The organism is Pigmentiphaga sp. GD03639 (genome assembly GCF_029845405.1).
GTDB lineage: Bacteria > Pseudomonadota > Gammaproteobacteria > Burkholderiales > Burkholderiaceae_B > Pigmentiphaga > Pigmentiphaga daeguensis.
In genome coordinates this window covers 1-17244 of sequence record NZ_JAOCLR010000036.1, presented here as the reverse complement: position 1 = coordinate 17244, position 17244 = coordinate 1, and the positions used below count along the sequence as shown (strand labels likewise).

Here is a 17244-nt window from a genome sequence, read left to right as displayed (position 1 = left end):
CAGGACTGCTTACATGTTGGCGGGGTATTCGCCGGGGCCGCCGGCGCGGTTGGACGCCTCGTAGTTCCTGACTTCCTGCCGGACTTGCGCGCGGTCGACCGGCTTGCCGGCTTGTTGGAGAGTCTGGTCGGGGAAGCCTTCCTGGCCGTAGACGATGCCGCCGTTGGTCTTGGCCTGCGCCAGTTCCTCAAGGACCTGGGCGCGGGTCAGCTGGGACGTGGTCGAGATGGCGGGAGGCGGGAAGTCGTTACCGTAGTTGTTGCCCTGGTCGGCATGGGCGGCGGCGCCGAACAGAGAGGCGGCGATCACGGCGGTGTAGGCAATGGCTTTCATGGCATATCTCCAAAGTAGGTGTGTCGGGCGGCTGGACATCGTGTCAACCGCCGTGCTTTGAAGATGGGCGCGCAAGAATCCTTTTAAATATCGAAGATCTGGAAATGACTTTTCCAGTTCCGCCAACAATCGGATGGTCCGCAGGCTGGCGAAGCGCAGACTAGAGCGAGAGCATTTCCTCGCCCTCGCGCGCCATGGCGTCGCGGGCGTCGCCCCGTTCCTGTCCGGGGGCACAGGCGATCCGATCGCGTCCCTGCCGCTTGGCGGCATACAGCAGGACGTCGGTGCGGGCGAAAAGCTCGTACAGCGGCTCGTCCACCCGGGACTGGGCGATGCCGAAGCTGGCCGTCACGGCGAAGTCGCCTCTCGGCATTTCCAGGCGCGTCAGGGCCAGTTGCGCGCGTATGCGCTCGGCAACCTGGACCGCGCCGGCCGCCGGCGTGCCGGGCATCAATATCGCGAATTCGTCGCCGCCCAGGCGCCAGGCCATGTCGCCGGTGCGGGTGCAGTCGCGGATGATCCGGCCGATTTCGGCCAGCGTCGCGTCGCCGGCGGCGTGGCCATAGGTGTCGTTGATGGCCTTGAAGGTGTCCAGGTCCAGCAGCACCAGGCTGAACGGATACTCCGGATGCCGCTGCAGGCGCTCGAGACTCAGGTCTTCGAAATTGCGGCGGTTCTTCAACTGGGTGAGCGGGTCGGTGATGCGTTCGTGCTTGAGCGGCGTGATGACGTCGGACAGCGCGCTGGCGAAGAGCGAGCCGCCCAGCACCAGGACGAGGCCGGCGGGCGGAAGCGCCCGCAGCCAGGCATTCGGTTGCACGAATTCCCCGGCCCGGGGCGCGACCGAGCCGGCGGCCCAGGAAATGCCCAGGAACAGGCAGGCGGAAACGAGCGGAAGCACCCAGTACAGGACCTGGTCGGCGGTGCCGCCGCGGCGCAGCGCACCCAGCCGCATCCATGCCAGGAGCAGCAGCGCGCCCAGGCCGACGCCCAGCGTATAGGCGAACGCGGGGACATCGTTCTGCATGATGTGGAAATGCAGCAGCAGGACCAGGACGGCGATGCCCAGCGCGCCCAGCGGCGAGCCTTCGGCATCGATGCCGCAGCGCGAAAGCAGGCCGCGGGCGAGCAGCAGCGCGCTGCCCACGTAGAGGACAGCGGCGGCCAGGTCGTCGCCCGTCACGTCGGCCTGGTCGAAGATGCGCAACAGGGTACCGGCGGCGTAGACGGCGAAAGCGGCCGCGTACAGCAGCAGATAGGCGCGCGCCCGCTCGTGGGCCCACAGGCAGGCGAAGCCCAGCGCGAACAGCAGGCACATGGCGGGATTGCCCAGCGCCAGGGCCTGGCTGGCGGTAAGAGGCAGGGATGAGTCCAATTTGATACTCCTGAACGACCCGGCCATGAAGCCTTGCCGGGAACAGGTAGCCGTATCTTAGAAAGGGCCGCCCAGGAATGAAACTGCTTGTAAAGAATCGTTCACCTTTGCGCGCGCGTCGTGGCCGTGAGGTTCAACCCGCGAAACGGTAGCCGACGCCGACCTCCGTCAGCAGATAGACGGGCTGGGCGGGATCGGCCTCGAGCTTCTGCCTGAGGTGGCCCATGTAGATGCGCAGGTAGTGATTGTTGCCGACGTAGGCCGGTCCCCAGACCTCGCGCAGAAGCTCGCGGTGCGTCATGACCTTGCCGCGGTGCGCCGCCAGGGTGGCGAGCAGGCGGTACTCGCGGTTGGTCAGGTGGACGGCCTTGCCGCCGCGGGTCACGGCACGCCGGGCGAAGTCCAGGGTGATCTCGCCGAAGTGGATTTCCGCGGGCTGGCCGGCTCCCCCCCGGCCATGTCTGCGCAGCAGCACGCGCACCCGTGCCAGGAGCTCGCCCACGCCGAAGGGCTTGCTCAGATAGTCGTCGGCCCCGGCGTCCAGCGCGCCGATCTTGTCGCCTTCGGCGTCGCGGGCGGACAGCACCAGCACCGGCACCTCGGTCCAGCCACGCAGTTCCCGGATCAGGGTCATGCCGTCGGCATCGGGCAGGCCCAGGTCCAGGATGACGAGGTCCGGGTGCCGGGTTCCGGCCTCGATCAGCCCGCGCTGCACCGTCTCGGCCTCGAAGATCGCGGCGCCTTCGCCTTCCAGGGCGGTGCGCACGAAGCGGCGGATGGCCGCATCGTCCTCGATGATCAGGATGTTGGGTCGGTAGTCGAACATGGAACGTCCGGTTCAGGATGGATGTCCGGCGGCGTGCCCAGGGGCAGGGTGAACGCGAAGCGCGCGCCGTGCCCGTCCGGAGCGGCCTCCAGCCGGATGTCGCCGCCATGGGCGCGGACGATGGCCTGGCAGACGGCCAGGCCCAGGCCCACGCCCGGCGTGGATGATTCACGCTCGCCGCGAGCGAATTTGTCGAAGATGCGTCCGGCGGTGTCCGGCGGCACGCCGGGGCCGTCGTCGGTCACCAGGGTGGCAAGCTGGCCACCGCGGATTTCGGTGTCGATGCGGATGATGCTGGACTCGGGGGTGTACTTGATGGCGTTCTCGAGCAGATTGCACAGTACGCGTTCGATCAGGACGCCGTCGCATTCCACCAGCGGCAGGTCGGACAGGCTGCCTACGATCACGCGCCGCTGGCCGAGCGCATCGCGCATGTAGGCCAGCGCCGATCCGACCAGTTCCTCGATGGATTGCCACTCGCGGTGCAGCGGGGCATCGCCGCTTTGCAGCCGGGCCATGTCCAGGATGTTGTCCACCATCGCGTGCATGCGGCGGGCCTGCACCGTCAGCCCGTGCAGCGCTTCGAGCACCGCCTGCGGCAGTTCCGGATGCTGGCGCTGCAAAGTCTGAGAGGTGCCGACCAGGCTGGTCAGGGGCGTGCGCAGATCGTGCGAGACGGCCGCCAGCAGCGAGTTGCGCAGTTTCTCGGACTCGACGCTCAACAGCGCGTGCTGGGCGACTTCCACATAGTGCAGGCGCTCCAGCGCGATGGCCACCAGCGTGCCGTAGGCCGCCATCTGCCGGCGGCTTTCCGCGTCGTCCAGGCCGGGGCGGCCGCCGCAGGCGATCGCCAGCACGCCGCGCGTGCGCATCGATGCCTGCAGGGGCAGGTAGTAGAAGGCGCTGGTGGACAGCGTGGCGGTGCCGGCGCCAGCGGGCTGCCCGTGGTCGTAGGCCCACTGCGCCAGGGCCGGCTCCAGGCCCGTCGGGACATCGGCCGGGGCCGCGGGCCGCAGGTGGTCGGTGGTGTCCAGGACGTACAGCACGCAATGCGTGTCGAAGGCCGCGCGGACATACGAGGACGTGGCCTCGACGATCTGTTCCGGCTGCAGCGCCGACGACAGCTCGCGCGCGAATTCGTACAGCCCGTGGGCCTCGGCCTCGCGGCGGACGGAGGTCTCGGCCTGCAGGCGCAGTCCCGCGGTCAACTGGCCGACCACGAGGCCCGCCGCCAGCAGGACGAGGAAGGTCAGCGCGTACTGGATGTCGGAAATGGCAAAGGACCACAGCGGCTGGACGAACAGGAAGTCGAACAGCGCGACGCTGACCAGCGAGGCCAGGGCGGCCGGCCCGCGGCCGTGGCGAAGCGCCACTCCGATCACCGCCAGCAGGAACAGCATGACGATGTTGGTCTGGTGCAGCACCGGGAAGGCCAGCGAGGACAGCGCGGCCGCGGCGCCGCAATACGCCAGCGCCCAGAGATAGGCGGGCAGGCGGGAAGCGCCGCGCGGCTCGCGCTCGCCTGCAGGCGGCGCCGCCACGCGCGCCTGCGCGGGCAGGGGCGGGGCGGCGATGCGGATCACGTCGATTTCCGGGCAGGCGGCCGCCAGCAGGTCGGCGAAGCTGTGGCGATGCCAGATCCAGCCCGGCGCCAGCAGGCGCGACAGCAGGCCCGACAACGACAGGCGCAGGCGCCGCAAGCCGCCCGGCGCGGAGCGGCCCAGCACGACCTTGGTGATGTTGTGGCGCCGCGCATAGCGCACCACGGCCTCGACCAGGTCGGTGCCGCCCAGGACCTCGGTGCGCGCGCCCAGCGACTCGGCATGCGCCAGCACGCGCCGCAGGTAGTCGTGCCGGGCGGCCGGCTGGGGCTGGACGCTCAGGCTTTCTACGGTGACCACGTGCAGTTCGCAATCGAGCTGCTGGGCGAGCCGATGCGCATTGCGCACCACGTGGCCGGCATCGTCGGCGGCGACGCAGGCCAGGACCGCTTCGCGCGTGCGCCAGATGTCGGTGATGGACCGATCCAGCCGGTAGGCCTGCACGTCGTCGTCCACGTGCTCCGCGGTGCGCCGCAAGGCCAGTTCGCGCAGCGCGATCAGGTTGCCCTTGCGGAAGAAGTGGCTGGCCGCGTGCCGGGCCTGCTCGGGCAGGTAGACCTTGCCCTGGCGCAGGCGGCGCAGCAGTTCGTCGGCCGAGGTGTCGACCAGGATGATCTCGTCGGCGTCGTCGAACACGGCGTCGGGCACGGTCTCCCGTATCCGCACGCCGGTGATGCCGCCCACCGCCTCGTTCAGGCTGTCCAGGTGCTGCACGTTCAGCGTGGTCCAGACGTCGATGCCGGCCGCGAGCAATTCGTGCACGTCCTGCCAGCGCTTGTCGTGGCGCGACCCTGGAACGTTCGAGTGGGCCAGTTCGTCCACCAGCACCAGGGCGGGCCGCCGGGCCAGGGCGCCGTCCAGGTCGAATTCCTTCAGCGCCCGTTCGCGGTAACGGATCTCGGCCTGGGGCAGCGTGGGGATGCCGGCCAGCAGGGCCATGGTTTCCTTGCGCCCGTGCGTTTCGACGACGCCGGCCACCACGTCCGCGCCTTGCTCCATCCGGTGACGCGCGGCTTCCAGCATGGCGTAGGTCTTGCCGACGCCGGCCGAGGCGCCGAAATAGATGCGCAGCCGGCCGCGCGCGGCCGGCTGCCCGGCGGCATCGAGGTTCCTGAGCAGGGTATCGGGATCGGGACGTCCAGGGGCGGCGGATGCCATGTATGGGATCGGGGCGTGATCGGCGGGTCAGGGGCGGGGCAGCCGGTCCAGCGCCAGGTTGAGCTGGAGTACGTTTACCACGGGTTCGCCCAGTATGCCGATGAATGGCCGCTCCGTATGCGCGGCGATCAGTTGCTCTACCTCGTCCGCCGGCAGGCCGCGCTCGCGCGCGACCCGGGGCGCCTGGTAGCGGGCGCCCGCCACGCTGATGTGGGGGTCCAGGCCGCTGCCCGAGGCGGCGACCAGGTCGACCGGGATGGGCGCCGCGTTGCCGGGGTCGGCCTGTCGCAGCGCCACGGCGCGTTCGCCCGCCAGGCGCGCCAGGTCGGGGTTGCGCGGCCCCAGGTTGGAACCGCCCGAGGCTTGCGCGTTGTACGGACGTTCGGCGGTGGCCGAAGGGCGGCCCCAGAAATAGCGGGGCGAGGTGAACGACTGCCCGATCAGCGCCGATCCGACCGTCGTTTCGCCTGACTGGACGGGCGATCCAGCCGCCTGGTGCGCAAAGGCCAGCCGGGCGAGGGCGGTGGTGGCCAGCGGATAGAGCAGGCCGGTGACGAGGGAGAGCGCGGCGAATACCGCCAGCGCGGGCCGCAGCACGCGTTGCCGGGCGAGAGAGGAATCAGGGGGCATGGGAGTCTCCGAAAGCGGGTGGGTCAGGCCAGTCCGGTGGCGGCCAGGATCATGTCGATCAGCTTGATGCCGGCGAAGGGCACCAGCAGGCCGCCCAGTCCGTAGACCAGCAGGTTGCGGCGCAACAGCGCGGCCGCGCCCAGCGGCCGGTAGCGCACGCCCTTCAGGGCCAGCGGGATCAGCACGATGATGATGAGCGCGTTGAAGACCACGGCCGACAGGATGGCCGACGACGGCGAGGCCAGCCGCATGACGTTCAGCGCGGCCAGTTGCGGGTAGACGCCGGCGAAGGCCGCCGGAATGATCGCGAAATACTTGGCCACGTCGTTGGCGATGCTGAAGGTGGTCAGCGCGCCGCGCGTCATCAGCATCTGCTTGCCGGTCTCGACCACCTCGATCAGCTTGGTCGGGTCGGAGTCCAGGTCGACCATGTTGCCGGCTTCCTTGGCGGCCTGGGTGCCGGAATTCATCGCCACCGCCACGTCGGCCTGCGCCAGCGCGGGGGCGTCGTTGGTACCGTCCCCGGTCATGGCCACCAGCCGGCCGTCGGCCTGGTAGCGGCGGATCAGCGCCAGCTTGGCCTCGGGCGTGGCCTGCGCCAGGAAATCGTCCACGCCCGCCTCTGCCGCGATGGCCGCCGCCGTGAGCTTGTTGTCACCGGTGATCATCACCGTCTTGATGCCCATGCGGCGCAGTTCTCCGAACCGTTCCCGCATGCCGGGCTTGACGATGTCCTTGAGCTCGACCACGCCCAGCGCGGCGCGGCCGTCGCACACCACCAGCGGCGTGCTGCCGCGCCGGCCCGCATCGTCCGCCGCGCGCGCGACGGCCTCGGGCAGCATGGCGCCCTGGCCGGCCAGCCAGTCCTGCATCGCGTCGACCGCGCCCTTGCGTATGCGGCGGTCCGCCAGGTCCACGCCGCTCATGCGGGTATGGGCCGAGAACGGTACGAATGCGGCGCCGGCGGCCGCTTCTGGCATGTGCCCCAACTGGCGGGCCGCCAGCGCGGCGATGCTGCGTCCTTCGGGCGTCTCGTCGGCCTGCGATGCCAGGCAGGCGGCGCGCGCCAGCACGTCGGCCGCCACGCCGGGCGCCGGATGGAAGGCGCTGGCCTGGCGGTTGCCGAAGGTGATGGTGCCGGTCTTGTCCAGCAGCAGCACGTCCACGTCGCCGGCCGCCTCCACGGCCCGGCCCGAGGTGGCGATCACGTTGGCGCGCATCATGCGGCTCATGCCGGCCACGCCTATCGCCGAGAGCAGGCCGCCGATGGTGGTCGGGATCAGGCAGACCAGCAGCGCGACCAGCGCGGTGATCGCGATGACCGTTCCCTGGCCGGCGGCGGAAATGGCGAAGAACGAGAAGGGAAGCAGCGTGACGACGACCAGCAGGAAGACCAACGTCAGGCCCACCAGCAGGATGTTCAGCGCGATCTCGTTCGGCGTCTTCTGGCGCCGCGCGCTTTCCACCATCGCGATCATGCGGTCCAGGAAGCTTTCGCCGGGGTTGGCCGCGACCTGCACGATGATCCAGTCAGACAGCACGCGCGTGCCGCCCGTTACCGACGAGAAGTCGCCGCCGGCCTCGCGGATGACCGGCGCCGATTCTCCGGTGATGGCGCTTTCGTCCACCGAGGCGATGCCGGCGATGATCTCGCCGTCGCCCGGGATGGTGCCGCCGGCCTCGACCAGCACGATGTCGCCCTTGCGCAGGCTGCCGGATGGACGTTCCGTCACGTGGCCGCGATAGGCCTGGGCCGTGGCGGGCGTGCCGGCCGGCACGCCCTGCACGACCCGCGCGATCACGGTGGTGCGCAGTCCGCGCAGCGCGGCCGCCTGCTGCTTGCCGCGTCCTTCGGCCAGCGCCTCGGCGAAGTTGGCGAACAGGACGGTGAACCACAGCCAGGCGGAGACGGCGAACATGAAGCCGGTGTCGGCATCCGCGTGGCCGAACAGGCCGGCGATCCACAGCAGGGTGGTCAGCATGCTGCCCACGTACACGGTGAACATCACCGGATTGCGGACCTGGGTCGAGGGCCGCAGCTTGAGCAGGCTCTCTTTCAGGGCGGCGCCGAGCGGGATGCCCGACAGGGCGCGCCGGGCGGGCGCCGCGGCGGCGGGGTGGGGAAGGGAAGGTTCCAGGTGCGTAGACATGAGGATGCCCGTCCAGGCGTTCAGGGTTGCAGGTGTTCCGCCACCGGCCCCAGGGCCAGCGCGGGGATGTAGGTCAGCGCGCCCACCATCAGCACGGCGCCCATGAGCAGCACGACGAACAGCGGCCCCGTGGTGGGCATGGTGCCCGGGCCGGCGGGGATGCGCCGCTTGGCGGCCAGCGATCCGGCCAGGGCCAGGACCGGCACGATGATCCCGAAGCGGCCGCACCACATCGCCAGGGCCAGCAGCACGTTGTAGAAGGGGGTGTTGGCCGACAGGCCGGCGAAGGCGCTGCCGTTGTTGTTGGCGGCCGAGGACAGCGCGTACAGCACTTCCGAGAAGCCGTGGGCGCCCGGATTGAATATCCCCGCCTGTCCGCCCGGCAGCGACACGGCTGCCGCCGTGCCCAGCAGCACCAGCAGCGGCGTGGCCAGCAGCACGATGGCCACCATCTTCATGTCGTGGCTTTCGATCTTCTTGCCCAGGTATTCGGGCGTGCGGCCTATCATCAGGCCGGCGATGAACACGCCGGTGATGGCGAAGACCAGCATGCCGTACAGGCCGGAGCCGACGCCGCCGAACACCACTTCGCCCAGTTGCATCAGCAGCAGGGGCGGGAAGCCGCCCATCGCCGTCAGCGAATCGTGCATGGCGTTGACCGCGCCGCACGAGGCCGCCGTGGTGACCACCGCGAACAGGGCGCTGGCGGCGATGCCGAAGCGGCTTTCCTTGCCCTCCATGTTCCCGCCGGCCGACAGCGCGGAGGGCGCGGCGTCGATGCCCGGCTGCGCCAGCATGGGGTTGGCCTGTTGTTCGAAGTAGCCGGTGGCGAGCACGGACAGCACGAACAGCACCGTCATCGCGGCCAGGATCGCCGCTCCCTGGGCGCGGCTGCCCACCAGTTCCCCGAACGCCATGCACAGCGCGGCGGGAATCAGGAAGATCGCCAGCATCTCCAGGAAGTTGCTGGCCGCCGTGGGGTTCTCGAAAGGGTGCGCCGAATTCGCGTTGAAGAAGCCGCCGCCGTTCGTGCCCAGCAGCTTGATGGCTTCCTGCGAGGCGACCGGCCCCATGGGCAGGGTCTGCGCCGCGCCCTCCAGCGTATGCACGGTCTGGTAGGCGCCGAAGTTCTGGATCACGCCCTGGCTGACCAGGAACAGCGCGAGCAGCAGCGACAGGGGCAGCAGCACGTACAGCGTCGAGCGCACCAGGTCGGCCCAGAAGTTGCCGACCGTGCCCGCGCCGTGCCGCGCCAGTCCGCGCATCAGCGCGAACAGCACGGCGATGCCGGTGGCCGCCGACACGAAGTTCTGCACGCCCAAACCCAGCATCTGGGTCAGGTAGCTCATGGTCGTCTCGCCCGCGTAGCCCTGCCAGTTCGTGTTGGTGACGAAGCTCACCGCCGTGTTCAAGGCCGAGTCCGGCGCCACCGCCCCAAGGCCGGCGGGGTTCAGCGGCAGCCATCCCTGTACGCGTTGCAGCGCATACAGCGCGGCCAGGCCGACCAGATTGAAGGCCACGGCGGCCACCGCATAGGCCTTCCAGCCGGTTTCCAAGGCCGGATCGATGCCGGCAAGCCGGTAGATGACCCGTTCGGCGGGGCGGCCCCAGGCGGTCCACCGCGACGGGCCTGCGTCCATGGCGAGGCGGATGTAGCGGCCCAGGAAGGGGGCGATCGCCAGGAGGACCGCAAGGTAGAGCGCCAGCAGAAGGAGCAGCTTGGTATCCATCAGAATTTCTCCGCCTTGAACAGGGCGACGAGCAGATAGACGAACAGGGCCGCGGCCGCCACCGCCCCGGCCAGGTGCAGCCAGGTCATGGCGTTTCTCCTTGCGACAGCGCCGCGCAGAACTGAATCAGCCCGATGGTCGCGCGCGCGATGACGACCAGGCCCAACAGGTAGATGAGATCCATTTTTTCCCGCCGATGCGGACTCCACGATGGGCGGGGGCGGTTTGTTCGTCCCCATGCCCGACGCCTGCCAGCGTAAGGAGACGGGCGTAAAAACGGGGTATAGCTTGGGCGGACGGGTATAAAAATGGCGTAAAAATCGCGGCGGTCGGCGGCGCGTTAAGCTATCGCCCATGACCAATGCGGGGACCGCCGTGCGCGTTCCCCACGTGCCGAGGAATATCGTGTTTACCGGAATCATCCAGGGCACCGCCCAGATCGCCGCCATGAACGACCGCGAGGGCCTGCGCACCTTCACGATCGAGTTTCCGCCGGGTTTCTGCCAGGACCTGGCCATAGGCGCCAGCGTCTCGGTGGACGGCGTCTGCCTGACGGTCACCGAGATCGCCAGTCCCACCGCCGCCTCGTTCGATGTCATGCTGCAAAGCCTGAACATCACCACGTTGTCCGAGTACGGCGTGGGGTCGCGCATCAACGTCGAACGCGCCGCCAAGGACGGGGCCGAGATCGGCGGCCACCCGTTGTCCGGCCACGTCGACTTCACCACCACCATCGCCAGCATCCGCAGCTCGGACACGAACCGCGTCATGCGCTTCACCATTCCCGAGGCCTTTCGCAAATACGTCTTCGCCAAGGGCTACATCGCCATCAACGGCGCCAGCCTGACGGTGGCCGAGGTCAACCGGGCCGAGGGCTGGTTCGAGGTCTGGCTGATTCCCGAGACGCGGCGCATGACCACGTTCGAGGAAAAGCAGGTGGGCGACCGGCTCAATATCGAGATCGAACGCGGCACGCAGGTGGTGGTCGATACCGTGCGCGAGACCGTGCAGGAAAGCCTGGGCAAGCTCCAGCCCCTGCTGGAGGCCGTGCTGAAAGAACGCGGGATCGAGCTGGAAGACCTGTTCCCCGCGCCCAAGTCGCTGAAGTAGCCGGGGCCGGCTCCGGGTTTGCGAGAGTTGCGGCCTCGCATGCCGCTGGTATTATTTACCTACCGTTCGGTAAGTAAATAAGCCTGCCATGTCCGCACCCGCTTCCCACCCCGCTCCCCGGCGCCGCCAGGGCCGTCCGCCCGTGGTGGCCGACGCGCGCGAACGCATCCTGCTGGAGGCTGCCAAGCTGTTCGCGCAAAGCGGCTACGAAAGCAGCTCCATCGGCGAACTGGCCGCCGCCATCGGCGTTTCCAAGCCGGCCATCTACCACTATTTCGCCACCAAGCAGGACATCTACGACGCCATCATCCTGCAGGCGCTGCAAGGCCTGACCGAAGCCGTCGTGCCGGCGGTCAACGAACAGCCCGCCCCGCTGGACAAGCTGCGCGTCTTCATGACGGCGCATGCGGCCTATCTCGAACGCAACTACTGGAGTTTCGTCGCCATGCTGGTGGGCTTCAGCGGCATGAGCCCCAGCTACCGCGACGACGCCTCGCGGCTGCGCGATGCCTACGAGCGCCTGCTGCGCCAGATCCTGGAGCAGGGCGCGCGCGAAGGCGTATTCCGGCCGGGACAGATCGTGACCTCGGGACGCGCCGTGCTGTCCCTGCTCAACTGGATGGCGCGCTGGTTCAAGCCCGGCCACGGCAGCACGGCCGAACAGATCGCGCTCGACTATTTCGAACTTCTATCCGCCGGCCTGTGCGTCAGGCCGGCGGCCACTTCCTGATGGGGACTGTCATGTCGTTGGATGCCGATACCTTGAATTTGCTGATCGAGGCCACGCGCACGTTCGTGGCCGAGCGCCTGGTTCCGCTCGAGGCCGAAGTGGCCGAAACCGGCGTGATTCCGCCGCAGGTGCGCGAAGAGATGCAGGCGCTGGGCCTGTTCGGCCTGTCCATCGCGCCCGAATACGGCGGGCTGGGCCTGAACATGGAAGAAGAGGTGTTGATCGCGATGGAGCTGGGCCGCACGTCGCCGGCCTTCCGGTCGCTGGCGGGCACCAATATCGGCATCGGTTCGCAGGCCATCGTGCTGGCGGGTACCGACGAGCAGCGCAAGCACTACCTGCCGCGCCTGGCCAGCGGCGAACTGATCGGCTCGTTCGCGCTGACCGAGCCGGACGCGGGGTCGGATGCGCTGTCGCTGCGGACCTCGGCGCGCCGGGACGGCGACCATTACGTCCTGAACGGCACCAAGCGTTTCATCACCAACGCCCCCATCGCCGGCCTGTATACCGTCATGGCCCGCACGGGAGAGGGGCGCGGGGCGGGTGCGATCTCGTGCTTCCTGGTCGAGGCCGGCACGCCCGGCATCACCCTGGGCAAGCCGGATCGCAAGATGGGCCAGGCCGGCTCGCTGACCTGCGACATCGTATTCGACGATTGCCGCGTGCCCGCCAGTGCCCTGCTGGGCGGGGAAGAGGGCAACGGCTTTCGCACCGCCATGCGCGTGCTGGACAAGGGCCGCCTGCACATCTCGGCCGTCTGCGTCGGCATGGCCGAACGGTTGATCGCCGAATCCGTGCGCTACGCCACCGAACGCAAGCAATTCGGCCAGCCCATCGCCGATTTCCAGTTGATCCAGGCCATGATCGCCGACAGCCAGACCGAAGCCTATGCCGCCCGGACCATGGTGCTGGACGCGGCCCGCAAGCGCGACCGGGGCGAACCGACGACCCTGGAGGCTTCCTGCTGCAAGCTGTTCGCCACCGAAATGGTCGGGCGGACAGCCGACCGCGCCGTGCAGATCCACGGCGGATCGGGCTACATTGCCGAATACGCGGTCGAACGCTTCTATCGCGACGTCCGCCTGTTCCGCCTGTACGAGGGAACCTCGCAAATACAGCAACTCGTCATCGCGCGCGAAACCATCAAGGCGCACACGGCCTGAGGGCCGCCAAGGGAGGCAGGAATAAATGGCACGGATCAATAGCGTGGGGATAGTCGGCGCGGGCGCCATGGGACGGGGCATCGCCCAGATCGCGGCCCAGGCCGGGCTGCGCGTCTACCTGTACGACACCGCCCAGGCGGCGCTCGCGTCGGCGCGCGACAGCCTGCGCGACACCTGGGACAAGCTGGTGCAGAAGGGCAAGCTGGAAGCGCCCCGGGCCGAGGCGGCACTGCAGGCGCTCACCCTGTGCGAGGACCTGGGGCGGTTGCGCGACTGCGAGCTCGTGGTCGAGGCCATCGTCGAACGGCTGGATGCCAAGCAGGGGCTGTTCCGGCAGCTCGAGGACATCGTTGCAGAAACGTGCATCCTGGCCTCGAACACCTCGTCCCTGTCCATCACCGCGATCGCCGCGGCATGCCGGCTGCCCGCGCGCGTGGCGGGCTACCATTTCTTCAACCCCGTCCCGCTGATGAAGGTGGTGGAGGTCATCGACGGCCTGCGCAGCGATCCGGAGGTGGGCGACGCGCTGGCCGAACTGGCCCGCCGCATGGGACACACGCCCGTGCGCGCCAAGGACATGCCCGGCTTCATCGTCAACCACGCCGGCCGGGGCCTGAACACCGAGGGGCTGCGGGTGCTGCAGGAGGGCGTGGCTGATTGCGCACAGGTCGATGCCATCATGACCGGGCAGGCGGGATTCCGCATGGGGCCCTTCGAACTGATGGATCTGACCGGCCTGGACGTCTCCCATCCTGTCATGGAGTCCATCTACCGCCAGTTCTTCGACGAGCCGCGTTTCCGCCCCTCGCCGCTGACCACCGTGCGCCTGGCCGGCGGACTGCTGGGCCGCAAGACGGGCCAGGGCTTCTACGCCTATGTCGATGGCAAGAAGCAGGTCGCGCCCGAGGCGCCGCCGCCTTCGGTCGCGCCTATGCCCGAGGTCTGGGTGTCGCCGGCGCGCCCCGAGGGCCGGGCGGTGGTGGTCGAACTGCTGGAGCGCCTGGGCGCGCGGGTGCAGCAGGGCGACCGCCCCGGCGACGATGCCCTGATCGTGGTCACGCCCCTGGGCGAGGACGCCACCACGGCGGCCTGCGACCAGGGTCTGGATGCCCGCCGCACGGTGGCCGTGGACGTCCTGCATGGCCTGCCGGAAGGGCGCCGCCGCACGCTCATGGCCACGCCGCTGACCGCGCAGGCGTGGCGGGATGCCGCCGTGGCCCGCTTCTCCTCCGACGGCGCGCCGGTGACGCTGGTGCAGGATTCGCCCGGCTTCGTCGCCCAGCGCATCGTCGCCACCATCGTCAACATCGCCTGCGAGATCGCCCAGCAGGGCATCGCCACGCCCGAGGACATCGATCGCGCCGTCACGCTGGGCCTGGGCTATCCCAAGGGGCCGCTGGCCATGGGCGACGCGCTGGGCGCTCCGCGCATCGTCGAGATCCTGCGCAACATCGTGCGCGTGACCGGCGACATGCGCTATCGGCCCAGCCTGTGGCTGCAGCGCCGGGCCCAGCTGGGGATGTCGCTGCTCGATCGCTAGCCCCGTGCACCGCGCGCGGGCGCGGTCACGAAAGAGATCGGCGGGGACGGCGCCATATCTTCTAAAATGCGGCGCTGTTTGATGGAGGATGTAATGGGACTCTTCATGGACCCCCGCCGGCAGCCCGAGGACACGCGCAGCAGCTACGCGCGCCGCCGCGCGCCATGGCTGGTGCTGGTGGCGATCGGCTGCAGCGCCTATGTGCTGTCCAGGGGCTACCCCAGCTATACCGGCTGGCTGGCGATGATGGTGACCTGGGTGGCGGCCGTGCTGGCCATCACCACCGCGGACTGGAGCGACTTGCGCAGGAAATGAGACGCCCTTGACTGTCGCCAGCCAACACCCCCTGGCGGCCGAGCTGGTCGCGGTGCTCGTCGCCGCCACCGACGCCGAGCCGCTGGTCCTGACCACGCACGATGGACGCATGCTGCCGTCCGGACCCTTCGAGTCCGGCCACCGCTCGCTGCAGGCTGGCCTGCGGGCCTGGGTGGAGGAGCAGACGCACCATCCGCTAGGCTACGTCGAGCAGCTCTATACCTTCGCCGACCGCGACCGCACCGAACAGAACACCGAGCAGCGCGTCATTTCCATCAGCTATCTGGCCCTGACCCGGCAGGGGCCGGTTTCCGGCGCCGATGCCGCCTGGCACGGGTGGTACCGCTATTTCCCCTGGGAGGACAGGCGCGCGCCGTCGGCCGAACTGGGAGAACTGATCGATGGCGCGCTGCGCGCATGGTGCCGGGCGGGCGCCGATGCCGCGCAGCGCCGGGCCCGGCTGCAACGGGCCGAGGTCTGTTTCGGCCTGGACGGCCGTGCCTGGAACGAGGAACTGGTCCTGCAGCGCTACGAACTCCTGTTCGAGGCGGGGCTGGTGCACGAAGCCATCCGCCGCGCCGGCAGGACCGGGCTGCCCCACCTGGGCGAGCCCATGCGACACGACCACCGCCGCATCCTGGCCACGGGCATCGCGCGCCTGCGGGCCAAGATCAAATACCGCCCGGTGGTGTTCGAGCTGATGCCGCCGTCCTTCACGCTGCTGCAATTGCAGCAGGCCGTCGAGGCGCTGGCCGGGCGGTCGCTGCACAAGCAGAACTTCCGCCGTTTCATCGAGCAGCAGCAGCTGGTCGAGGAAACCGGCGCGCTGTCCACCGAGACGCCGGGGCGCCCGGCCAAGCTCTTCCGCTTCCGCGGCGACGTGATGCTGGAGCGTGCCCTGAGCGGCAGCAAGCTCCCGCTGGTTCGCGGCAACTAGGGCCCATTCCCGGCCTGTGCCCGCCTCCTTTTGGCGGGAACCGGCCCTAAGCCACTGGATCGTCTCTTTCAGGTTTCCACGTATTGACAGCCCTTATGCTCATATCTAGCATAAGGATCACGGCTAGAGCCGCGATTTTTTTCAACGGAAAATACTCATAATGAGCATAAATAACCTCAGCGCCCATGCCCGGGGTGCCCACGAGGCCTGGGACATCGCGCCGCTGCCCTCGGTCATGATCGAGCCCCTGGTGCGCGCCACCCTGTTGGAAGACCTGGGCCGCGCCGGCGACGTCACCACGAATGCCATCGTGCCCGCCGGCCATCGCGGCCGTACGGCCATGGTGGCGCGCCAGCCCGGCGTGGTCGCCGGCATGGACGTGGCGCGCGTGGCGTTCGGCCTGATCGATCCCGACATCCGTGTCGACGTGCGCAAGCCGGACGGCAGCCGTATCCAGCCGGGGGACGTCATCGCGGTGGTGGAGGGCAACTCGCGCGCCATGCTGACGGCCGAGCGCACCGCGCTCAATTTCCTGTGCCACATGAGTGGCATCGCATCGGCGACGGCCTCGGTGGTCGATGCCATCGGCGATGCGCGGTCGCGCGTGGTGTGCACGCGCAAGACCATGCCGGGGATGCGCATCGTGCAGAAATACGCGGTCCGCGTGGGTGGCGGCTCCAACCATCGCTTCGGCCTGGACGACGCGGTGCTGATCAAGGACAACCATGTGGCGATCGCCGGCAGCGTCGCCGAAGCCGTGCGGCGTGCGCGCGCCGGCGTGGGGCACCTGGTGAAGATAGAACTGGAAGTCGATACGCTGGAACAGCTGGACGAGGCGCTGGAATTGAAGGTGGACGCCATCCTGCTGGACAACATGAGCGTCGAGACCATGGCCGAGGCGGTGCGCCGCGTGGACGGCCGCGCGGTGACCGAGGCCTCGGGGCGCATCACCCCCCAGACCGCGCCGGCCGTGGCCCGTACCGGCGTGGACCTGATCTCGATCGGCTGGCTGACGCACAGCGTGGGCGTGCTGGACATCGGGCTGGATCACGCGCCCGCATAGTCGCTATATATAGGGAAGGAAGCTGCGGGAGCGGCTTTCTTCCCCGTTCCCCGGGGCGAGTTGCACGCGCCAGAAAAACCGTGCTATAGTCACTTTCTCGACGCAAACAACGCAACGCGAACAGCGCAGCGGGAAGTGCGAAGAGTGAGGAAGGCAGTTTTGGCAGCGGTTACGCGTTAAGCGGGCGCAGCGAATCAGCCGACCGAAAGAAGGAGCCTTGCGGCAGGGTGGTAGCGCGGCAAGGGTCTGGCGAATCGAAATTGGCAGCGCTAACGACGATTTGACAGACGTAAAAAACTTCTTCATAATCTCGTTTCTCTGCTGATGACGCAGCGCTAGCAAGACAGCGCAGCGAACGGCAGGGAAGTGAAGCAGTAGGCAGTACCGCTCTTTAACAAATAAACAGCCGATAAGTGTGGGCGCTTGGTTGGGCGCGAGACGGTTGGGTCGGGTAACCGGACCAGTCGATCGACGCAAAAGAAATCAAGTGCTCATATGAAGAAGTTTGTAGGTAAATCATTTATCTGCAATTTCTTTGAGTACGCAAGCGATCGTGCCATGGGTTTCGACCCATAGTACGAAC

General features: G+C 68.5%; 15 protein-coding genes. 7 read left to right on the top strand and 8 right to left on the bottom strand.

Annotated elements, in window-relative coordinates:
* Positions 1 to 9 precede the first annotated feature (9 nt).
* From N5K27_RS25250 to kdpF, 8 genes are all read right to left on the bottom strand, one after another.
* Positions 10 to 333, bottom strand: a complete 324-nt coding sequence (locus N5K27_RS25250) for a DUF4148 domain-containing protein (protein WP_279820041.1) — start codon at positions 331 to 333, stop codon at positions 10 to 12.
* Between the two features lie 160 nt (positions 334 to 493).
* The gene (locus tag N5K27_RS25245) at positions 494 to 1708 is read right to left on the bottom strand and encodes a GGDEF domain-containing protein (RefSeq protein WP_279820039.1); all 1215 of its coding nucleotides are present in this window, start codon (positions 1706 to 1708) and stop codon (positions 494 to 496) included.
* Positions 1709 to 1841: 133 nt separating this feature from the next.
* Positions 1842 to 2534 (bottom strand): two-component system response regulator KdpE, encoded by a 693-nt coding sequence (gene kdpE, locus N5K27_RS25240; protein ID WP_132980713.1) that lies wholly within the window; start codon positions 2532 to 2534, stop codon positions 1842 to 1844.
* A complete protein-coding gene (locus N5K27_RS25235) occupies positions 2507 to 5293 on the bottom strand; it encodes a sensor histidine kinase KdpD (RefSeq protein WP_279820036.1) in 2787 nt (928 codons plus the stop codon). Before N5K27_RS25235 ends, kdpE begins: the two co-directional genes overlap by 28 nt.
* Positions 5294 to 5320: 27 nt before the next feature.
* Positions 5321 to 5923, bottom strand: coding sequence for a potassium-transporting ATPase subunit KdpC (gene kdpC / locus N5K27_RS25230; RefSeq protein ID WP_087836862.1), 603 nt, complete (start codon positions 5921 to 5923; stop codon positions 5321 to 5323).
* A 23-nt stretch (positions 5924 to 5946) separates the two neighbouring features.
* Positions 5947 to 8073: a potassium-transporting ATPase subunit KdpB gene (kdpB, locus tag N5K27_RS25225; RefSeq protein ID WP_279820033.1), complete on the bottom strand. Its 2127-nt coding sequence runs from the start codon at positions 8071 to 8073 to the stop codon at positions 5947 to 5949.
* Positions 8074 to 8093: 20 nt separating this feature from the next.
* Positions 8094 to 9803 (bottom strand): potassium-transporting ATPase subunit KdpA, encoded by a 1710-nt coding sequence (gene kdpA / locus N5K27_RS25220; protein ID WP_279820030.1) that lies wholly within the window; start codon positions 9801 to 9803, stop codon positions 8094 to 8096.
* Entirely contained in the window at positions 9803 to 9892 is a 90-nt protein-coding gene (gene kdpF, locus N5K27_RS25215) for a K(+)-transporting ATPase subunit F (RefSeq protein ID WP_132980717.1), read from the bottom strand. The genes kdpA and kdpF overlap by 1 nt, the downstream gene beginning before the upstream one ends.
* A 316-nt stretch (positions 9893 to 10208) precedes the next feature.
* Here kdpF and N5K27_RS25210 point away from each other — a divergent pair, with 316 nt between their 5' ends.
* From N5K27_RS25210 to nadC, 7 genes are all read left to right on the top strand, one after another.
* Positions 10209 to 10913, top strand: coding sequence for a riboflavin synthase subunit alpha (locus N5K27_RS25210; RefSeq protein WP_087836866.1), 705 nt, complete (start codon positions 10209 to 10211; stop codon positions 10911 to 10913).
* Between the two features lie 88 nt (positions 10914 to 11001).
* On the top strand, positions 11002 to 11643 hold the full coding sequence (locus N5K27_RS25205; RefSeq protein ID WP_279820023.1) for a TetR/AcrR family transcriptional regulator: 642 nt from the start codon (positions 11002 to 11004) through the stop codon (positions 11641 to 11643).
* An 11-nt stretch (positions 11644 to 11654) separates the two neighbouring features.
* Positions 11655 to 12806: an acyl-CoA dehydrogenase family protein gene (locus tag N5K27_RS25200; RefSeq protein WP_087836868.1), complete on the top strand. Its 1152-nt coding sequence runs from the start codon at positions 11655 to 11657 to the stop codon at positions 12804 to 12806.
* 25 nt (positions 12807 to 12831) lie between these two features.
* Positions 12832 to 14346 (top strand): 3-hydroxyacyl-CoA dehydrogenase, encoded by a 1515-nt coding sequence (locus tag N5K27_RS25195; RefSeq protein ID WP_279820020.1) that lies wholly within the window; start codon positions 12832 to 12834, stop codon positions 14344 to 14346.
* Between the two features lie 93 nt (positions 14347 to 14439).
* On the top strand, positions 14440 to 14661 hold the full coding sequence (locus N5K27_RS25190) for a hypothetical protein (protein WP_087836870.1): 222 nt from the start codon (positions 14440 to 14442) through the stop codon (positions 14659 to 14661).
* A 7-nt stretch (positions 14662 to 14668) separates the two neighbouring features.
* Entirely contained in the window at positions 14669 to 15598 is a 930-nt protein-coding gene (locus tag N5K27_RS25185) for a hypothetical protein (protein ID WP_087836871.1), read from the top strand.
* A gap of 160 nt (positions 15599 to 15758) precedes the next feature.
* Positions 15759 to 16661 (top strand): carboxylating nicotinate-nucleotide diphosphorylase, encoded by a 903-nt coding sequence (gene nadC / locus N5K27_RS25180; RefSeq protein ID WP_132980720.1) that lies wholly within the window; start codon positions 15759 to 15761, stop codon positions 16659 to 16661.
* The last annotated feature ends 583 nt before the right edge of the window (positions 16662 to 17244 follow it).